This window comes from Chelativorans xinjiangensis (assembly GCF_009812055.1).
GTDB classification, from domain to species: domain Bacteria; phylum Pseudomonadota; class Alphaproteobacteria; order Rhizobiales; family Rhizobiaceae; genus Chelativorans; species Chelativorans xinjiangense.
Genome location: NZ_WQNH01000047.1, coordinates 1 through 16263, shown reverse-complemented (window position 1 = coordinate 16263; position 16263 = coordinate 1). Strand labels below are relative to the sequence as shown.

The 16263-nt window shown below is 60.1% G+C and carries 21 protein-coding genes; 19 read left to right on the top strand and 2 right to left on the bottom strand.

The window, feature by feature from the left end:
* Positions 1-99: 99 nt before the first annotated feature.
* The 6 genes from GM910_RS22065 (at position 100) to GM910_RS22040 (ending at position 4634) form a co-directional block, all read left to right on the top strand.
* Positions 100-1410, top strand: a complete 1311-nt coding sequence (locus tag GM910_RS22065) for a tyrosine-type recombinase/integrase (RefSeq protein ID WP_159591518.1) — start codon at positions 100-102, stop codon at positions 1408-1410.
* Between the two features lie 359 nt (positions 1411-1769).
* Complete coding sequence (locus GM910_RS22060; protein ID WP_159591515.1) at positions 1770-2054, top strand: helix-turn-helix transcriptional regulator; 285 nt, start codon at positions 1770-1772, stop codon at positions 2052-2054.
* Positions 2041-2244, top strand: a complete 204-nt coding sequence (locus GM910_RS22055) for a hypothetical protein (protein WP_159591512.1) — start codon at positions 2041-2043, stop codon at positions 2242-2244. The genes GM910_RS22060 and GM910_RS22055 overlap by 14 nt, the downstream gene beginning before the upstream one ends.
* Before the next feature lie 89 nt (positions 2245-2333).
* A complete protein-coding gene (locus GM910_RS22050; RefSeq protein ID WP_159591509.1) occupies positions 2334-3554 on the top strand; it encodes an ArsR family transcriptional regulator in 1221 nt (406 codons plus the stop codon).
* Positions 3551-3892: a hypothetical protein gene (locus GM910_RS22045; RefSeq protein WP_159591506.1), complete on the top strand. Its 342-nt coding sequence runs from the start codon at positions 3551-3553 to the stop codon at positions 3890-3892. The genes GM910_RS22050 and GM910_RS22045 overlap by 4 nt, the downstream gene beginning before the upstream one ends.
* Before the next feature lie 496 nt (positions 3893-4388).
* A complete protein-coding gene (locus GM910_RS22040) occupies positions 4389-4634 on the top strand; it encodes a hypothetical protein (protein WP_159591503.1) in 246 nt (81 codons plus the stop codon).
* A gap of 699 nt (positions 4635-5333) precedes the next feature.
* Here GM910_RS22040 and GM910_RS22035 read toward each other — a convergent pair.
* Positions 5334-5672: a hypothetical protein gene (locus tag GM910_RS22035; RefSeq protein ID WP_159591500.1), complete on the bottom strand. Its 339-nt coding sequence runs from the start codon at positions 5670-5672 to the stop codon at positions 5334-5336.
* 138 nt (positions 5673-5810) lie between these two features.
* Between GM910_RS22035 and GM910_RS22030 the strand changes: the two genes are divergently transcribed.
* From GM910_RS22030 to GM910_RS21980, 11 genes are all read left to right on the top strand, one after another.
* Positions 5811-6296 (top strand): hypothetical protein, encoded by a 486-nt coding sequence (locus tag GM910_RS22030; protein ID WP_159591497.1) that lies wholly within the window; start codon positions 5811-5813, stop codon positions 6294-6296.
* Between the two features lie 172 nt (positions 6297-6468).
* Positions 6469-6654 (top strand): hypothetical protein, encoded by a 186-nt coding sequence (locus tag GM910_RS22025; RefSeq protein ID WP_159591494.1) that lies wholly within the window; start codon positions 6469-6471, stop codon positions 6652-6654.
* The gene (locus GM910_RS22020; protein WP_159591491.1) at positions 6651-6857 is read left to right on the top strand and encodes a hypothetical protein; all 207 of its coding nucleotides are present in this window, start codon (positions 6651-6653) and stop codon (positions 6855-6857) included. The genes GM910_RS22025 and GM910_RS22020 overlap by 4 nt, the downstream gene beginning before the upstream one ends.
* A 445-nt stretch (positions 6858-7302) precedes the next feature.
* A complete protein-coding gene (locus GM910_RS22015) occupies positions 7303-7680 on the top strand; it encodes a hypothetical protein (protein WP_159591488.1) in 378 nt (125 codons plus the stop codon).
* Positions 7677-7859 (top strand): hypothetical protein, encoded by a 183-nt coding sequence (locus GM910_RS22010; RefSeq protein WP_159591485.1) that lies wholly within the window; start codon positions 7677-7679, stop codon positions 7857-7859. The genes GM910_RS22015 and GM910_RS22010 overlap by 4 nt, the downstream gene beginning before the upstream one ends.
* Entirely contained in the window at positions 7856-8080 is a 225-nt protein-coding gene (locus GM910_RS22005) for a hypothetical protein (protein ID WP_159591482.1), read from the top strand. The genes GM910_RS22010 and GM910_RS22005 overlap by 4 nt, the downstream gene beginning before the upstream one ends.
* 237 nt (positions 8081-8317) lie before the next feature.
* Positions 8318-9766: a hypothetical protein gene (locus tag GM910_RS22000; protein ID WP_159591479.1), complete on the top strand. Its 1449-nt coding sequence runs from the start codon at positions 8318-8320 to the stop codon at positions 9764-9766.
* Entirely contained in the window at positions 9766-11274 is a 1509-nt protein-coding gene (locus tag GM910_RS21995) for a hypothetical protein (protein WP_159591476.1), read from the top strand. The genes GM910_RS22000 and GM910_RS21995 overlap by 1 nt, the downstream gene beginning before the upstream one ends.
* A 209-nt stretch (positions 11275-11483) precedes the next feature.
* A complete protein-coding gene (locus tag GM910_RS21990) occupies positions 11484-12527 on the top strand; it encodes a phage tail tip lysozyme (protein WP_281354919.1) in 1044 nt (347 codons plus the stop codon).
* A gap of 872 nt (positions 12528-13399) precedes the next feature.
* Positions 13400-13693, top strand: coding sequence for a GYD domain-containing protein (locus tag GM910_RS21985; RefSeq protein ID WP_159591470.1), 294 nt, complete (start codon positions 13400-13402; stop codon positions 13691-13693).
* A 44-nt stretch (positions 13694-13737) separates the two neighbouring features.
* Positions 13738-14157, top strand: a complete 420-nt coding sequence (locus GM910_RS21980) for a secondary thiamine-phosphate synthase enzyme YjbQ (protein ID WP_159591691.1) — start codon at positions 13738-13740, stop codon at positions 14155-14157.
* 130 nt (positions 14158-14287) lie between these two features.
* On the opposite strand, the gene GM910_RS21975 is transcribed toward GM910_RS21980, so the two are convergent.
* The gene (locus GM910_RS21975) at positions 14288-14626 is read right to left on the bottom strand and encodes a hypothetical protein (protein ID WP_159591467.1); all 339 of its coding nucleotides are present in this window, start codon (positions 14624-14626) and stop codon (positions 14288-14290) included.
* A gap of 203 nt (positions 14627-14829) precedes the next feature.
* Between GM910_RS21975 and GM910_RS21970 the strand changes: the two genes are divergently transcribed.
* The gene (locus GM910_RS21970; RefSeq protein WP_159591464.1) at positions 14830-15723 is read left to right on the top strand and encodes a LysR family transcriptional regulator; all 894 of its coding nucleotides are present in this window, start codon (positions 14830-14832) and stop codon (positions 15721-15723) included.
* A 77-nt stretch (positions 15724-15800) separates the two neighbouring features.
* Positions 15801-16088 carry an HlyU family transcriptional regulator gene (locus GM910_RS21965; RefSeq protein WP_159591461.1) on the top strand — a complete coding sequence of 96 codons (288 nt, stop codon included), beginning with the start codon at positions 15801-15803 and terminating at the stop codon, positions 16086-16088.
* The last annotated feature ends 175 nt before the right edge of the window (positions 16089-16263 follow it).

The window sequence follows — 16263 nt, the reverse complement described above, 5'->3', positions numbered from 1 at the left end:
GACAAGCAAGCGCCGAGAGGGCGGCTTTTTCCCCAGTAGGCAGCGACTCTCCCAGGTCCTATATTGTTGCTACACAACACTTGGACGGGAGCAGGGATAATGAAGAAGAAGCTCACAGACACATTCATCAATGCACAGAAGCCCTCGGCAAAGGCTTATCGCGTCGGAGACGAGCAGCAGCCGGGATTGATGCTCCGCGTCACTCCAGCCGGAAGTAAGACATTCGTCATGTCGTATCGCATTCGCGGTGCGGCCGGAACAAAGAGCCTCTCCCTCGGAGCCTACGGCGTTTGGACGCTTGCAGATGCGCGCAAGCGCGCTGCCGACATCATGAATGCTGCCAGCAAAGGCCGGGATTTGATCGCAGAAGAGGACGAAGCACGGCGTGCCAAACAGACGGAAAAAACCGTCTCGTTCCTGCTAGACGAATATGAGAAGTCAATCACCCATCCGAAGCGCAACGGTGGCCCACTGCGCACAGCGGATGACATTATGAAGCGTCTGCGCAGGGTGCTGAAACCGCACCTCGACAGGAAGGCCGACAGCCTCACGCGCAGCGATATGAGTGCGTTGCTCGATGCTATCTATAACAAGGGCCATGCGCGGGCAGCCGAGATTAGCCGCCAGCAGATCAGCACGATGTACCGTTGGGGCCTCTCGAAAGGCTATGTGACGCACAATCCGGTTGACGGCACGGAGACCTACGGCCGGGGCGAGCCACGTGAGCGGGTGCTCACAGGCGGTGAGCGTGACGCGAAGGAGCAGCCCACACCCAACGAGATTAAGGCGCTGTGGGAATGGTTCGATGCCGGAGCGGCAGCGATGCCGCCAGACTGTATTGCAGCCCTTCGCTTGCAGCTATGCACCGGGGCGCGGATTGGTGAGATCGGCGGAATGACGGCGGCGGAACTTCACGAAACCGAGCCAGACGCGGACGGCGAAACAAAGCTCCTTTGGACACTTCCCGCCGCCCGGTCGAAGAACAAACGTGAGCGCGTGACGCCGTTGGTCGGCCTCGCCCGCGAGATCGTGGAAAGGCAGCTTGATATATGGGTCAAAGGTCCGCTGTTCCGAGCTGCTATGTCGGATCGCCCACTTTTAGCAACCGACCTGGGCAAAGCCCTCGATAAGCGCAAGCTGCCCTGCGCCCATTTCACATCGCACGATCTGCGCCGCACGGTCGCCACGCAGATGGATGAGCAGTTGGAAATCCCGCTGGACACGATTGCATCGGTTCTCGGGCATCAACGCGGGACAGCAGCAACCATCACGCTCGTACGCCGTTATGTGAGGCCGAAGCTTGACCCTCGCGTTGAGCAGGCGCTAGCCGCATGGGACAACCGGTTGCGCGTGCTGGTTGGGCTTGTCGAGGCTGACAACGTGCGGCAACTTCGTCCCGTGCATGCTTAAAATCGTGCTTCGTCCAGGAGCGTGTACGATTGGCCCCGAACAGGGGCCTTCTTTTTGCGCGCTTCCTGCAATTAGCGCACAAACAGGGAGTTTTCACTGTGTGGCGTGCATAGATCATGCATGGATTGCGTGAAAGGCACGGTTTTCTTGCATCAAAACAATGAAATTTTGCAAAGACATCGCGCGGTGCACCGTGCTAGAACGGTCTTCGGCGGAAACGGATATTCCGCACAATAGCCATGACGGGGCGGCCTCATACGCAGGCTGAAAATAACCCCAACAAACAAGCGAAACGGTCCCCTCAGGGGGCCACCCGATCCACAACGGCGCACTCAGTGTGCCTATCGGAGGCTTGTTTGATGGCAACCCCCACACACGACACGATAGATAGCGCCCTCAAAGGGCTAGCCGACCTTCAAGCGGAAATCACGATGGGCGACCCCGCGCGGCAATTGCTGCGGCTCAAGGAAGTGATCCGCATGGCACCCTTCCAGAAGACGAAAGTGTACGAGGAAATCCAAAAAGGCCGTCTGCGCACCTTCAAGCATGGCCGCAGCACCCTTGTCCGACTCCGCGATTATCACGCGTGGCTGGACCTTATCGAGAGTGGAGACAACAGGAGTGAGAACGATGAACTTGCATAGCCAAGCCCAGCCCCAACCGGAGCAGGAGCCGAACCCGTGGACCGCCGACACACAGCGCAAGTTCGTGGCTGGCGTCCTGCACGTGTTGTCCAATCTGCACCAGCGAGTTGGCGCGCTCGAAGCGTCCGAAAATTCGGAGCTTGTGACGCTGGCGGAGCGTGTTGAGGCGCTAGAGGAGAAGGCGGAATAGCCCAAGAAAAAGGGCCCTAGCAGCAACTCTAGGGCCCCTTTACTGGAGAAATAGAAACCGCAACCTGTAGCAGCCAGTCGGATTTCCATATGCAACGCGAGAGTACACCGACAGATTCCGGAAGTCAAGCGGGGATTTCTCCTCCCGCTGAGCTTAACCATGACACAAATCCGCAAGCGGAAAGACTTCGAGCGGTCCAAAAAACCTTTCGTCGGTGGCTCAGTGATGCCTATGATCTAGAATTCCTCGACATCGTTCTAGCAACCGCCGCTGTTCAACAATTGGATGGTGAGGCCGTCTGGCTGATGATTATAGGCGGCTCCGGCGACGGAAAAACCGAAACTGTAACGTCGCTCAGGGAAGGGGCTTTCTTCGAAAGCCATTTGACGAATGCATCCTCCCTCATGAGCCACACGCCCAAGAAAGAGGCGGAAGGCGGTACGGGCGGCATACTCAGAAAGATGGGTAATCGGGGAATACTGATACTGAAAGATTTCACCAGCGTCTTAAGCCGTCCCTACGAAGCCCGCCAGGAGATACTAGCCGCACTGCGGGAAATCTACGACGGGTATTGGATCAGAAGCTCCGGCGCTGATGGCGGCAGAACTACAGAATGGGAAGGCCGCATCACAATCATAGGAGCCTCCACCTCAGAGTATGACCGCCATTATGGGGTAATAAGCCAGATGGGCGAACGCTTCATGCTTGTACGGCTGGATGGCCGGCGAAATCGGCGTGAGAAGGGTCGCCAAGCGAGGGACAATAGCGAACATGAAGTCCAAATGCGGGCCGAGCTTTCGGAGTGCGTGACCGGGCTGCTAGAGGCCGTCGAGCCGGAAAGCCTGCCCGCCCTTACCGTTGAGGACGAGGACCGCTTGCTAGACGTGGCTGACATCGCCACCCTGATGAGAACGCCCGCTAGGCGGGAGGATGGCGTCTTCCTTGGCATGTACGAACCGGAGCAGCCAACCCGCTTCCTGAAGCAGTTGAAGCAGCTTGTGCGGGGCGGGATGGCAATCGGCCTAAGCCGTGAGGCGGCTATGCGGGCGGCTATGCGCTGCGCCCGCGACAGCATCGAGCAACGCCGCCTCGCCATCATGCTGGCCCTGCTCGAAGAAAAGGCGATGCAGCGTGAGGATATTGTGAAGGCCGCCCATATCCCACGAAGCACAGTTGCGCGCGCTCTGGAGGAGCTTGAAGATTTGGAGCTTACACAACGCGGAAGGATAAACGACAAGCTTTGGAAGCTCTCAGACGAGGTTGACATCCCATCTCTGGAACTACTCAAGAAAGGAGGCTTGGGGCAATGACCACCAAGCTCGATCAACTCCACGCCATGCTCGACAGCATGGACGAATACGAACGCTACCGCCTGCTATGCATGGCCGAGATCGAGGAAAGCCGCCGTGAAAATGGCGGTGTTCCCATCATAGAATGCGAGCGAACAGAGAGCGGCTTGGCCTTTGACTGCCCCTACTGCGAGGTCCGCCACGTCCACAGCTTACCGGACGATGCAGGAGGCCACCGCTTAGCGCATTGTAAGCCGGGCAGCCCCCTGCATGATGGCGGTTACGTGCTAGTCCCTATCGAAGGGACTTTGCCGCGTGGGCCGCAGAAGCCGAGGCGGCGGGGACGTAAAGCCCAGTGATGGTTTTGCCAGATTTCAGGGTGATCTTTTGTAGACCGTTTGTCAGGGTGGCAACCGAAAGGATCGGGGAGTTTGCAGGGATGTTCATTTGGGATTTCCTGTTGCCTTGCGCACTTTTTGCGCATCGTCAGAGCGGCACGGAGAAGCGCCGTCAGCGAGCGATTCTGTCAGACCGTCTCCGGTGCAGCAACGGCTCCGCAGAGCGACCACGGCGGCGGGCGGACGGCAAAGCGTGTCGGTTTCGGCGCATCAATCAGCACACCGCGCGTGAGAACGCAGCGCTTACGAAGGGAGCTACGAGGTTGAGCCACAAGCTCTACGCCAGCCTGATATGCGACATTTGCAACGCAGCCTTGATATGTTCGCACTTGCGAAATACATAGAGAGCGTGCTGCAATGCGCTTGACACGTTGCCATTGTGGAGCATCTCCTATGTACGCGTGCGTTAACTGGCCGGTAATGCGGGGGCGAGATCGTGCGCGGGAGGACTGACAAAATGAAGGCGAAGATTATCAATGTCTCGCTAACCAAGGCGAATAGCCTTGTGTACGCGACCAGTAACGATTTGCCGGGCCTCTACGTGAGCGGGCGTGACGAGGCTTCGGTTATGGCGAACATCCCCGAAGCCATCCGGGTAATGTACCTAGCGGATGGCATAGAGGTGCTCGTTTCGGAAACGGAGGCCGCCGATACCCATGTGCCGGCGCCTTGGGTCGCTGTGCCGGTAACACGTGCCGCCTAGCAGAGTGTAGTAGGTGGCTCCACATCCATAACGGCGGCCAGGTTCCTTAACTCGTTGATTCGTTCGTCGGGCGTCATTCCGGCAGGATCACGAACGTACTGCTGCTGGTTCTCTCTGTTACGACACACAACCATATCACCAGCACGAAACCTGCTAGGTATCAGCCCGAAATGGTTCCTAATGGCCGACCAATACTGATCTTCGGTCATACTCTTCTCACCAATACACAACGACGAATCGTGAGCTGACGTGAATCCAGTTTGTAGGAGGGGCAAACTGTGGAGGATACGAATCAACTACCACGCCGTCGACATTTGTCTTTGAGGCCGAACCCACCAGTCTGGGGGGCCTCGCTACTTGCACGCGACTCAACAACCAATAGTGAAGCGTACCGCAGACCGTTTTATGGCGATAGGTGAAGCGCCGTTATAATGACGTGATTCTCTGTTCCCTGCCCGTTCTCATGCCTGCAAATACGCGAAACTGGATGCTGGGCGCCGCCGCGAGCGTGCGGGCAACTGGGGCGGGCTTCGGCCCGCTCCCTTTCTCACTCCGCCGGCGTACCGAAGGGAACAATCCGAATGAGTACCCAAAAACGCATTACGGTCTCTGTTTCGGGATAGCAGGCTGTGGGGGATTTGGGGGGCTGACTGGCCGGGGTAGAGGCTGCTTCGTGATGCGAAGCGGGGCCAATAAATCCTATGCGCTGCCAACCGCATTCCTGCCCTTGTGGAGTTCTGCGCTCAACGCCCCCAGCGCGATCAAGGCTTGTTCGTCCTGCCAATGGGCGAAGTGCAATTCCCGCTTAGGGCCGATGTAAAAGGGCATGTAGCCCATGTACGGTCCCATCTTCAAAGCAGCCCTCGTGACCTTCTGCATGTCGCTTGCGGTGGGCGGCTGTTCGTCGTCGTAGTCTTGATATTCCCAACAGTAAAATTCCGCTAGCTGCCTCACGTCCAAGACCCTTTGAAGGGGTTTTTCGAGTGAGAATGCTTTTGCGAAGTATTCAAGCATCGCATTCTGGATTTTTCCGGCCATCATCCTGCACCTTTGCATCATATTTGTATAGTATAATACAAATCTCACTTGCAAAATACCGGTCGATCAGCCGAAAATCATCCCGATAGCGCGGCGGAACCCGCCCGCTCACCCGGTTTCTTCGAAAGGACTTATGAAATGCCTGAAGGTAGCTATTCTGACGACCTCTATAGAGATGCAGACGGCACGCTCAAGCGCGTTAAGCAGGAAGCCGTGCAAGAGGCCGTCCAACAGGTGACGCAAGCTTACACTCAACATCAGGGTCAGCAGCAATTCTGGAACGGCTTCTATGGCCAGCATAAGGATATCAATCCCCAAGACCATGACGTGGTGCAGGCCGTGCTGAACGCCAACATGAAAGACTTGGCCGATATCCCGGTTGCTGAAGCCAGTGAGAAGCTAGCTGGGCTTGTCCGGGATCGTATCGAGCGGCTTGGCAATGGGCCGGAGCCGTCAGGCCAGTTCCCGCAGGATGGTGAACCCTTCGGCCAGCCAAACCGCCGACCCCGGATCAACCAGGAGACGGGATTTCCTGAGGGGAGTATGGGCGACGTCCTAAAGCAGCGTAAGCAGGCTCGCCGGGAAGCGGGTTTGCAGTTTCGGCGCCGGCCCCAGGCGGAGTAAACGCGAGATGGAGCGGCCAGCCGCCTTGTGTGGGGATTTGCGATGTGGGCCCCCGCGCTTGGTCTGCGTGCAATTGGTCGCCCCATACCGGGAGTTTGAGCCGCCTGCTTCTTGCCTTGCCGCGTGTGGCGCTCCTCCCGGCTTCCCTCTTAACAACACGGAGATTGAACCAATGCCTACCGACTTCCCATCGATGAAAGCGCGTGCCGCGGCAAACCGTAAGGTGATTACGGACGCCCAAGGTCCGATCATGTCGGGCAATTTGATGTTCGGCAAAAAGGCCGATCCGTTTCCGAAGGGCATCGTCAAGCCTTCTACCTACAACAACCGGCCCAGCAAGGGATTGCAGACGAAATGACCAGCATCAACCGAAGCCGGAAGGCTGGCCCGAAGGGTTGGGACAAGAAACCGCTCCAGCGTCTCATGGACGGCGAGGAGGCGAAGACGGGCTTTAAGAAGCTCGATATGCCTCCTCCAGAGTTCACGCGCAGGCATGAACGGATCATGCAGGAGAACAAGCGCAACCCCGGTCGCTATGTGCCCGATGGGGTGCGGAAATGAGGGGACGTTGGACCTACGGACACTACGGCCAGAATAGCGCCGTGCAGATCGACCGAGACGGCCAGCCCATCGCAGGCACGACGCGCTTTTTCAGCAATGCCGAAGAGGCCGCCGCGTTCGCGGGAGCCGATGGGGAAGTGCCATCCGGGCATACCTCGCTTGGCTCACTAGTCCGTGCTCGCAAGCAACAGCGCCTTTCCGCAAATGACAAGGCTCAACAGAAGCTCTTTCCGACCCAGCCGCACCGAGGAAGATAGCAGATGACACGCCGCAGACGTGCAATCTTTGCGTAACCGGCAGCTTAGAGAGATGAAGACCGATGCCCCTTTATCCCGATAGGAAAGTCCATCACACGAAACTTCCCAAGGTGCTTGGTGCGGACCCTCGCTCGAAAGAGAACAAGAAGGCTATCTCTCTGCTCACGGCCCTCGATGAATTGGCCCGGTTGCACTTCGGTGCTGGCGTGCAGGAGCTTGAGGCGCTGATAGAGGCAAGCCGGGCTAAGGCTTTCGTGTCCACGAAAGTGAAAGAAGCTGCGGAGCCCTTCAGCAATTTCGCCATCCCGGAGAAGGAACTTAAGCGCAGGCGGGAAGAGGCCGAGCGGGAAGCTGCCGAGAGGGCCGAGCGAAAGAAGCAAGAAGCCAAGTGGTGTGCCGAAGAAGAGGCCGAGCGCAGGGCCCTTGAGGCCGAGCAGAAGGCCAAAGCTGAAGCCGCAGAGAAGGAGGCACAGGAACGTGCGAAGAAGGCGAAGGCGGCATTCACGCCGCAGCAGATCGAAGCCTTGAGGGCGATGGTCGGCAATGCCGGGGAGCTTCCGCTATGAGCGCGAACCGCATGCCCTTGCATGTCATTCGGGCCTCGCAGGCCGCGTTGATTATGCGTCTCCTCCGCCAGCATGACAGGCGCAAGGACGCCTTCAAGACCTTCGAAGAGGAATGGAACCGGCTGGCCGAGGCCGAGCAAGCCCAGCTTGAGCGCGTGCTAGAGGAGGGCAATCCATGAGCATGATGCCCTACCAGCACATTCGCGTGTACGGCCACGATGGTCGGCGCATTGGGGATGAATATCTGTCCCTCGACGCGGCGATAGACGCCCATCGGAGGACTGTCGCTCTTGGCCGGGCTGCTATCAGCAAGGTGATCGAACGTACGCCCAGAGAAGACGGCCCAGACAAGATTACCGTGCTTGCGAATTGGGTAAATAGGGCCAAGGCCGATGCCTGAGATTGAAGCCACGTACTGCGAGACATGGCCGGGCGGATACCAAATATCCGGGGCTGGTGGCGCGATGCTGGTCCCTTCGCTTGCAGCCGCCGCAGCCTTCATAGGCGAAGACATGTTCACCGTGGTTACGTCAATGGACACCTTCGGCTTCTGTATAGGGAAGCGGGATGACGTGATGCTGTGCGTAACGCCAGCTTGCGGCGCGTTGGCCGAGGCGACGACAGGGAGGGTGCACTGATGGGCAACGGGTTTACCAGCTTCGCGGTCGGTTTTGGGAAGGGCTTCCAGCAAGCTCGCGAGGCGCGGGCAGAGCGTGAGCGGGATGCCTTGAGCTTGCAGCTCCAGCGCGAACAGCAGCAGTTTGAAAATCAGATTGCAGAGAGGGCGCAATCGCTGGCCGAGCAGAAGGCCGAATTTGAGAACCGGGCGAAGGATGCGCAGGCGCTCGACTTTTGGTCGAAATCCCTCGATCCGAAGAACGATCCTGCAATGCGGCGCTTCATGCTTCGCGAGGGCGCTAGGCGGCTTGGCGCGGATACCAGCACGCCCTTCTTCAAAGACTTTGACAAGATGCTCGCTGGGCTGAAGGATGAAACCCTACAGTCCACGCGGGAGCTTCTCTTCGCCGCACATAAGGGTGCGCCTCCGGGGTGGCTGACCCAGATGAGCGCGGCTGTGGCGAACGGGCAATTGACCCTAGATCAGGCGCTTGACCAAGCCCGGCAATTCTCGCAGCAGAGCCAGCGCAGTCAGATACTAGGCGGCGGTGGGCAACCCGCTGGTCAGCCGCCCCAACCCCAAGGCGGCACACTTGGCCAGATGTTCCAACCCGAAAGCTTGGTGACTGCCGCACCTGATATCGGTGCCCAACAACCTATAGGGCAGCCCGGCCAGCAGCCTCCCGAAACGATGCGCCCGGAAGAGCTTCGCCAGGAAGCGTTGGGCCTGACAAACCAAATCCGTGAAGCTGTCCGGGTTGGCGATAACGAGCTAGCGGTACGTCTTGAGCAGGAACGGGATTTTCGGCTCCAGCTTGCCGACGAGATACAGACGGGCGCGCGGGAGCAGGAGCGCCTGGAGTTTGAGCGCGGACAAGACCCCGCCGAAACGAAGCTGCGAGAGGAGCTTGGAAAAAAGACCGGTGAAATCTGGGCTGCGCATGTCGAGGCGGCCAATCAGGCAGCAGGCCAACGGCAAGATTTTGAATTGCTGGATGAGCTTATAGAGATTGCCCCGCAGGGCGGCTTGACCGGTCGGCTAGCGGAGGCGTTCCCGCAGTTCGACAATGCGGCTGCGGCCTTCACGGCCATCGTGAACCGTCTCACGCCGACGCTTCGTGTTGAGGGCAGCGGTTCCACGTCCGATGTAGAGTTCGATGCGATGCGAAGTGGCCTTCCCCGGTTGCGAAACAACCCTGAGGCTAACAGGCTAATCGCCGGGGCCTTCAAAGCGAAGGCGGATATCAACAGCGCACGCGGCGACGTGGTGATCGCATTCCAGAATGATGAGATATCGGCAGCCGAGGCACGCAGGCAGATTGCTGCACTTGATCGGCAGTCCATTTTGAGCCCGGAACTGCGGGCGCTTCTGGGCCAAGGGGGCGACGGAGGCGAAGCGGGCGGCAGTGCCCCAAGTGAGCGTTTCCGCTTCAATCCTGACACCGGCGAACTTGAAGAGGTGCGGTGATGCCCATCGAAGTTGAGTTGCCGGATGGACGGATAGCCGAGTTTCCAGACGGCACGTCTCGCGCTGTCATCAAGCGTGCGTTGCAAAGGCAGTTCGGCAGGCAGCCTCGCCGGATTGAAGGGACTGAGGCGCAACAGCGCCGGGCGGCTTTCGGTCGGCAGCGTGGTACGCGCACGGCTCCGCCTTCGGCACTTGAGACTGTGCAGACGATTGGACGCGGCGCGGACGATCTTGTGCGGCTTGCGGCGCGTGGTGCGACGTTTGGCGCGGCGGATCGCATTGCTGGTGCGTTGCCGGGCGGTGGCGGTGACTTTCAGCAGCAACGGGTTCGCACAGAGCAAGCGCAACAGCGCACTGGAGCGGCGGGCACGGCGGCAGAGATCGCCGGAAGCACGGCCACACTCGGCGGTATCTTCGGCGTAGCATCAAGGGCCGTGCCCGCCGTCACAAGTCGCTTCCTTCCGGCCACGGCGACAGGTGCCGGGATTGGCGCAGCCGAGACGGAAATCAGAACACGGGCTGATGAGGGGCGAGCGCCCACAACGGGCGAGCGTCTGACAGGTGCGGCATTCGGCGGTGCTGGCGGTGGCGTTGCAAATGTTGTCGGAAGGCTTGCCAGTGCTGGAATGCAAAAACTTCTCGGTAGTGGTCCGCAGACTCCAGCCGCATCGCAGCTACGAGAACAAGCGAACCTTCTCTACAGCCAGATGCGCGAGGCCGGTGTACGCATCCAGCCCCGTCAGTTTGAAAACGCCGTTGAGAAAGTTGAGAGTGCGGTAAAAGAGGCGGGCTTCCGAGAGCGCACGCACCCCGGCATTGCAAACATGCTGCGGGATTTGAAAGCCGATGCCACGCGCTACCGGAAGGCCGGTGGCGTCGATCTTGAGGAAGTCGAGGGCATCCGCCGCGTTATTCGTGATCTTGGTGCAAGCCCGACAGAGCAGCGCCTTGCTGGTGTTGCGAACAGGGAATTGAAAAGCTGGCTCGACCATCTGCCGGATGAGGGTGCCGGAACGCTGAAACAGGCCCGCGCCCTGCAACATCGCGTCTTCAAGGTCGAAACCATCGAACGGGCCTTGCAGGACGCCGACCTCGCGGCGGCGAGAAGCTTGCCAGCATTGAAAGGCGCATTTCGGCGGATCGCCAAGAGGCCGGACTTTGAGCACACATTCAATGCAGCGGAGCGCAGGGCGATTGAGAAGGTTGTGAAGGCAGACGCGTTTGATGAGGCTTTGCGCGATACGCGGTCACTCATGGGTCTTCTGGGTGTGGGCAGTCTGACTTTTGCGTTCGGTGGGCCTACCCTTGCCGGGGCTCTGGCTCTCGGAGGGCTGGCAGGAGAAAAAGCTGTAGCGGGTACGGCCAGTCGGAGAGCGCTGGAAGCTAGGCATTTGATCGCGACGGGTGGGCAGCTACCGGGGCCAGCAGCGAGACCAGGGGCGGCTACATTCGGCCAAGTGATGGGGCTTGAGGCGCAAGGCCGGTTTAACCGGGAGGGTAGGCGATGACGCTGCCACTAATCAAGGGGCCGGTAGTCTGTCCACCAGATGGACAAGACGTACAGCACCCACAAAAGGAAAAACCCGATTGTCAGAAGGATTTCAAACATGACGATTTGTTCCCTTATTTCAGTGACTTGAGGGGCAAGTATAGCACACTTCGACAGAGGAACATATTCCTTTTTCCGCCTTCGCGGCGAGCATAGGAGGCATGACAAATGGTAGGTGAGAGCCCGTTTGGCCGAATCTTTACGCCCCCGAAGCGGGAGCTAGCGCGGCCCACGGTCGTCAATGCGGGCGGGCCAGCGAGCCAGCCGAGAGGCGGGCTGCAAGCTGCGAATGCGCAGCAGCCAGATGATGAGGTGCTACGGCGTGCCGCCTCCGCCCCGCCTCCACGTAATCCCGCAGCCAGACAATCGTATGCCCAAGCCTTCTTTATGGGCATGGGCTGGAGTCCGGTGCAGGCGAGTGCGATTGTCGGGGCGGGGATGCAGGAGTCTGGCAGCGGGCTTAATCCCAATGCCGTGGGCGACAACGGCACGGCGCACGGCATTTTCCAATGGCGCGGTGATCGGCTGGACAATCTGAAAGCCTTTGCGAAGCGGAACAACGCCGATTGGAGGGACTTCGACACGCAGCTTCGGTTCGCTGATTTCGAGCTTCGGAACAATGAGGTTGAAGCCGGACGGCGGTTGAAGGGTGCGCAGAATGTCGAGCAGGCCGCATTCGCCATGGCCGGGTTCGAACGCCCACGCGGTTGGCAAGGCTGGGAGAACACCGATCCGGCGCAGATACATGGATGGAGCAATCGGCTCGCGTTTGCGCAGCGGCAGCTTGGCGTTGCCACGAGCTTCGCAAGGGGCAATGAAGCCGATGTTGATGTGACGGACCAAGCGGCCTATCGCAGATGGCTCGACGGACTTGAGGCGGGCCAGCGGGGCGCTGTTGAGGGCGCGTTGGGCGGGGCGGGCCAGCCGATGCGCGGGCCGGGGAGCGGGGATGAGTTGCTTGGCCGGGCAGCAAGCCGTGATCCGGTGCGTACTGGAGACCTGCGAACGCGGAAAGAGCGGTTGGGCGATATATTGGGCGGCGCGCTCTCCGGCTTGGGAGCGGGAAGCGAGCAAGAGCGGTTCGTGCCGGAATTGCCCAACTTCGCAGCCGCACAACAGATGTTCGAACAACAGGCGCAAAGCGGGCCATTGCAGCCACTAGGCAGCGGGCAAACGCCGCAGCTTCCTCGCTTGGGCAATCTGTTCGGATGACAGCCCGCCAATTCGCCAAATTCCAAGGCTCCGCTGACATGCTTGTGGGCCTCCGCAGCATCGGCGCATATTGCGGCCGCACTCCTAGGACGATCCAGCGATGGCTTAAGCAGCGAGGCTTTCCGGCAGGTACGATGCCAGATGGTCAGATCGTCACGACGACGCGGCTTATTGACCAATGGATACTATCGCAGCGTAAGGCGACGTGGGGCGAACCTTCCTTGAAAGGGCGGGCGTTTGATCCGGCTGAGATCGTCATCACAGAGAGATAGAGCGGTGCGAGCCGCAGTGCGCGTGTCGTGATCGGTGTCGCGTTGCTGACGGCTTTGCGCGGCTGAGTGACGGCGCGGTGAGCGTATCTCGACGGCGCAGCCGCATGCGCAGCATGCATAGGACGGCGGGAACTTCATGCACTTGAGATGTTTCAGCTGGCGAGGACCGTGCGATACGGCGCTTCCTTCGCGCGGAGCACGCCCTTTCCAAAGGCTCTGTTAAGAAAGATCAATGAAATCAATGTGTTAGAAAATTATACCGTGTAAGCCGCTGAAATCATTAGACTTCTGAGTTCTCTGGGCAAAAGTGGCCAAAGACCGCAGCATCTCCTGGGCCCTTATTGAGAGAGAGAGAGGATTTCTCTGGACACTTGCGGAGAATGTCCGCACATCTGTGCATCTCCGCAGCCTGCCCGACCTCGCATCCGCAGTTGAAACTCCTCCCATCGGCTTTATCTTCTGGCGATAGCAGCCCGGCGTTTTGGGTGAGCAGCACGCAGATTTGTTGCTGTTCAGTTGCCATAGACGGGATAGCCAAGCGAAAAAATCGCTAGAAGTGCTTACATAACAATATCTTAGCGTATCAAAGGGAGGTGTGACGTGACCACTTACATCATGCTTGTGAACTGGACAGAGCAGGGCGTGAAGAACGTGCGCGAGTCGCCCAGCCGGCTCGACGCCGCCAAGAAGGCGCTCTCGGAGATGGGCGGCGCTTTCAAGGCGTTCTATCTCACCATGGGCGAGTGCGACATGGTGGCGATCGCCGAGGCGCCGGACGACGCGGTGGCGGCGCGCTTCGCGCTGGAACTCGGCATGGCGGGCAATGTGCGCACCCGCACGCTGAAGGCCTTCCCGGAGGAGGCCTATCGGGAGATCATCAAGTCGCTCGGCTGAGCGGCGTTCTTGACAGGCAGAGCGTGCGGATGCACCACCGGGACATGCGGCAGACGATCCTCACGGTTCCCACGTCCGGTCCCGGACTTTACGAGTTCACCGGGGAGGCGGCCCGGTTCGTCCGGGAGGCGGGCGTGAAGGCCGGCCTGCTGACGCTTTTCGTGCGCCATACGTCCTGCTCGCTGCTCATCCAGGAGAACGCCGATCCGGATGTCAGGCGCGACCTCGACACCTTCTTTAGCCGGCTGGTGCCGCCGTCGGACGACAAGTCGATGGGCTGGATCACGCATCGGCTCGAAGGGCCGGACGACATGCCGGCGCATATCAAGGCGGCGCTGACGCAGACCTCGATCGGCATTCCGGTGATGGAGGGCAGGATGGTGCTCGGCACATGGCAGGGGCTGTACCTTTTCGAGCACCGCACGCGCCCGCACCGGCGCGAGGTGGCGCTGCATCTGGGGTAGCATTACAGTTGTAAATTGAAATTCGAGATGGCGCGGCGGTGAATCGTAACTGTAAAACTAGGTATGCCGCAGGCAGCCTTCCGGGGAAGGCTGCCTGTCGGTGGGGTCGGGACGGACGTTCGGCGGGACATCAATTGTCGAGGCTGGCGCCGAAGTCGTCGGAGGCGTTGTAGCCGGTGTACACCTTCTGCGTGCCGGTGCTGGAGGTGACGATCTCCCGATCCACGACCTTTTCCTGGTGCGCCGTCCGGTTTTTCGGAGTGGCGTTGGACCGGCTCGGGCCGAAGTCATCGGCCGCGTTGTAGCCGATCTGGACCGGGGATGCGCCGGCGGGTTCCCCGGTGTGGATCGCCACGGGGCCGAGGTCGCCCGGAGCGGCGTTGGGGTTGCTGACCTTGAAGCCCTCAGCGGAAGCGCTGCCAGCAGCAAGGACCGAGACGGCGGAAGCGAGGATGAGGAATTTACGCATGGTATTTCTCCTTTAGGTTCGGGTTGAGAGGGCGTCCTGGGCTCGGGTTCGTTCCCACGGGCTCTCTATGACCGCTAATATGATCCGTGGAGGGGAATGCGATAATTCCGAATTATCCGAATAGACTATATTGTTTTTCCGAATAATTGAGTAGAATGATCGAGTCGGGCCGGGCTGGAATTTGCGGAGGATAGGGGCGCGCCGTGCATGCACCAGGCCTTTCGGAAACGAGCGCCTTCGTCGCGGTGCTCGAGCAGAAGAGCTTCACCAAGGCGGCGAAGCAACTCGGCCTCTCGCTGCCGCGCGTCAGCGAATTGGTGCGCAATCTCGAGGAGCGCCTGGGCGTACGCCTTGTCGAGCGCACGACGCGCTCGGTCAGCCCGACGGCGGCCGGGGAGCGGCTTCTGGAGCGGCTCAGGCCCGTGCTCGACGATTATCAGGCGGCGCTCGAATCCACCAACGAGTTCCGCGACAAGCCCGCGGGCTTGCTGCGCCTGACGGTGGCGCCGCCGGCGGCGGATTCCATCCTGGAACCGGCGATCCCGTCCTTCCTCGCGCTCTATCCCGAGATCAGTCTCGATATCTCAGTCGATGGCGGGTTTGTCGACATCGTCGCCGGCCGTTTCGATGCAGGCATCCGGGCGGGGCAGCAACTCGAGCGCGACATGATCGCGGTGCGCGTCAGCGATAAGATCCCGGTCGTGGTCGTGGCGTCACCGCGCTATCTTGCCGAGCACGGGGAGCCGCGGACGCCGCAAGAGCTTTCAAGGCACAATTGCCTCGGCCTTCGCCTGCCGAGCGGGGCCACGATGCCCTGGCGCTTCAGCATGAAGGGCCGCATGGTCGAAGCTCATTTGGACGGGCGCCTTAGCGCCAACGCGACGATGCTGGTCAGGGCCGCAGTGGAGGGTACGGGCCTTATCCAGGCGTTGCACGATATGGTGGCGCCCGACCTTGCCGCGGGGCGGCTTGTTACGGTCCTCGACGACTGGGCGCCGCCCCCGGTCGACGGGTGGTTTCTCTACTATCCGAGCCGCCGCCAGATGCGGCCTGCTCTGAAGGCGCTCGTCGATTTTCTTCGCGAGCGGCGGCCGTAGGCGGCAAGCCGATGTGCCGGACTGGCAGGCCGCGTGCAACCGCGCTAGAAAAGGTGTCAGGTCAAGGGAGTATTCCGATGTCATTTCTGAAACGGCTTTTCGGCGGTGCCGGGCAGGAGGGCGGCGCGGCGGAGACCGTCGGCACGCCGGCCGAGCACAAGGGCTTCACCATTCGGGCCACGCCCTTCCCGCAGGACGGGCAGTACCAGACCTGCGGCATCATCTCCAAGGAGATCGACGGGGCGGTGAAGGAACACAAGTTCATCCGCGCCGACCGCTTCCCGAGCGCGGACCTCGCCGCCGACCAGGCCCTGCGCAAGGGCAAGCAGATCATCGACGAGCAGGGCGAGACGATCTTCAACTGAGATCGCCGTTCGCTGGACCAGTTCATCGATTCATGCGAATCGATGAATTGGTCCAGCTCGTTGTTTTTGTCGCAATTCCGGACGGAAAACCGGTTTCCACTTTTCCTGGAATTGCTTGTCTTATGACTTTTTCCGCCGAACGGGCGAATAAGGGACCGCTGGGAGAGGGTAGCCG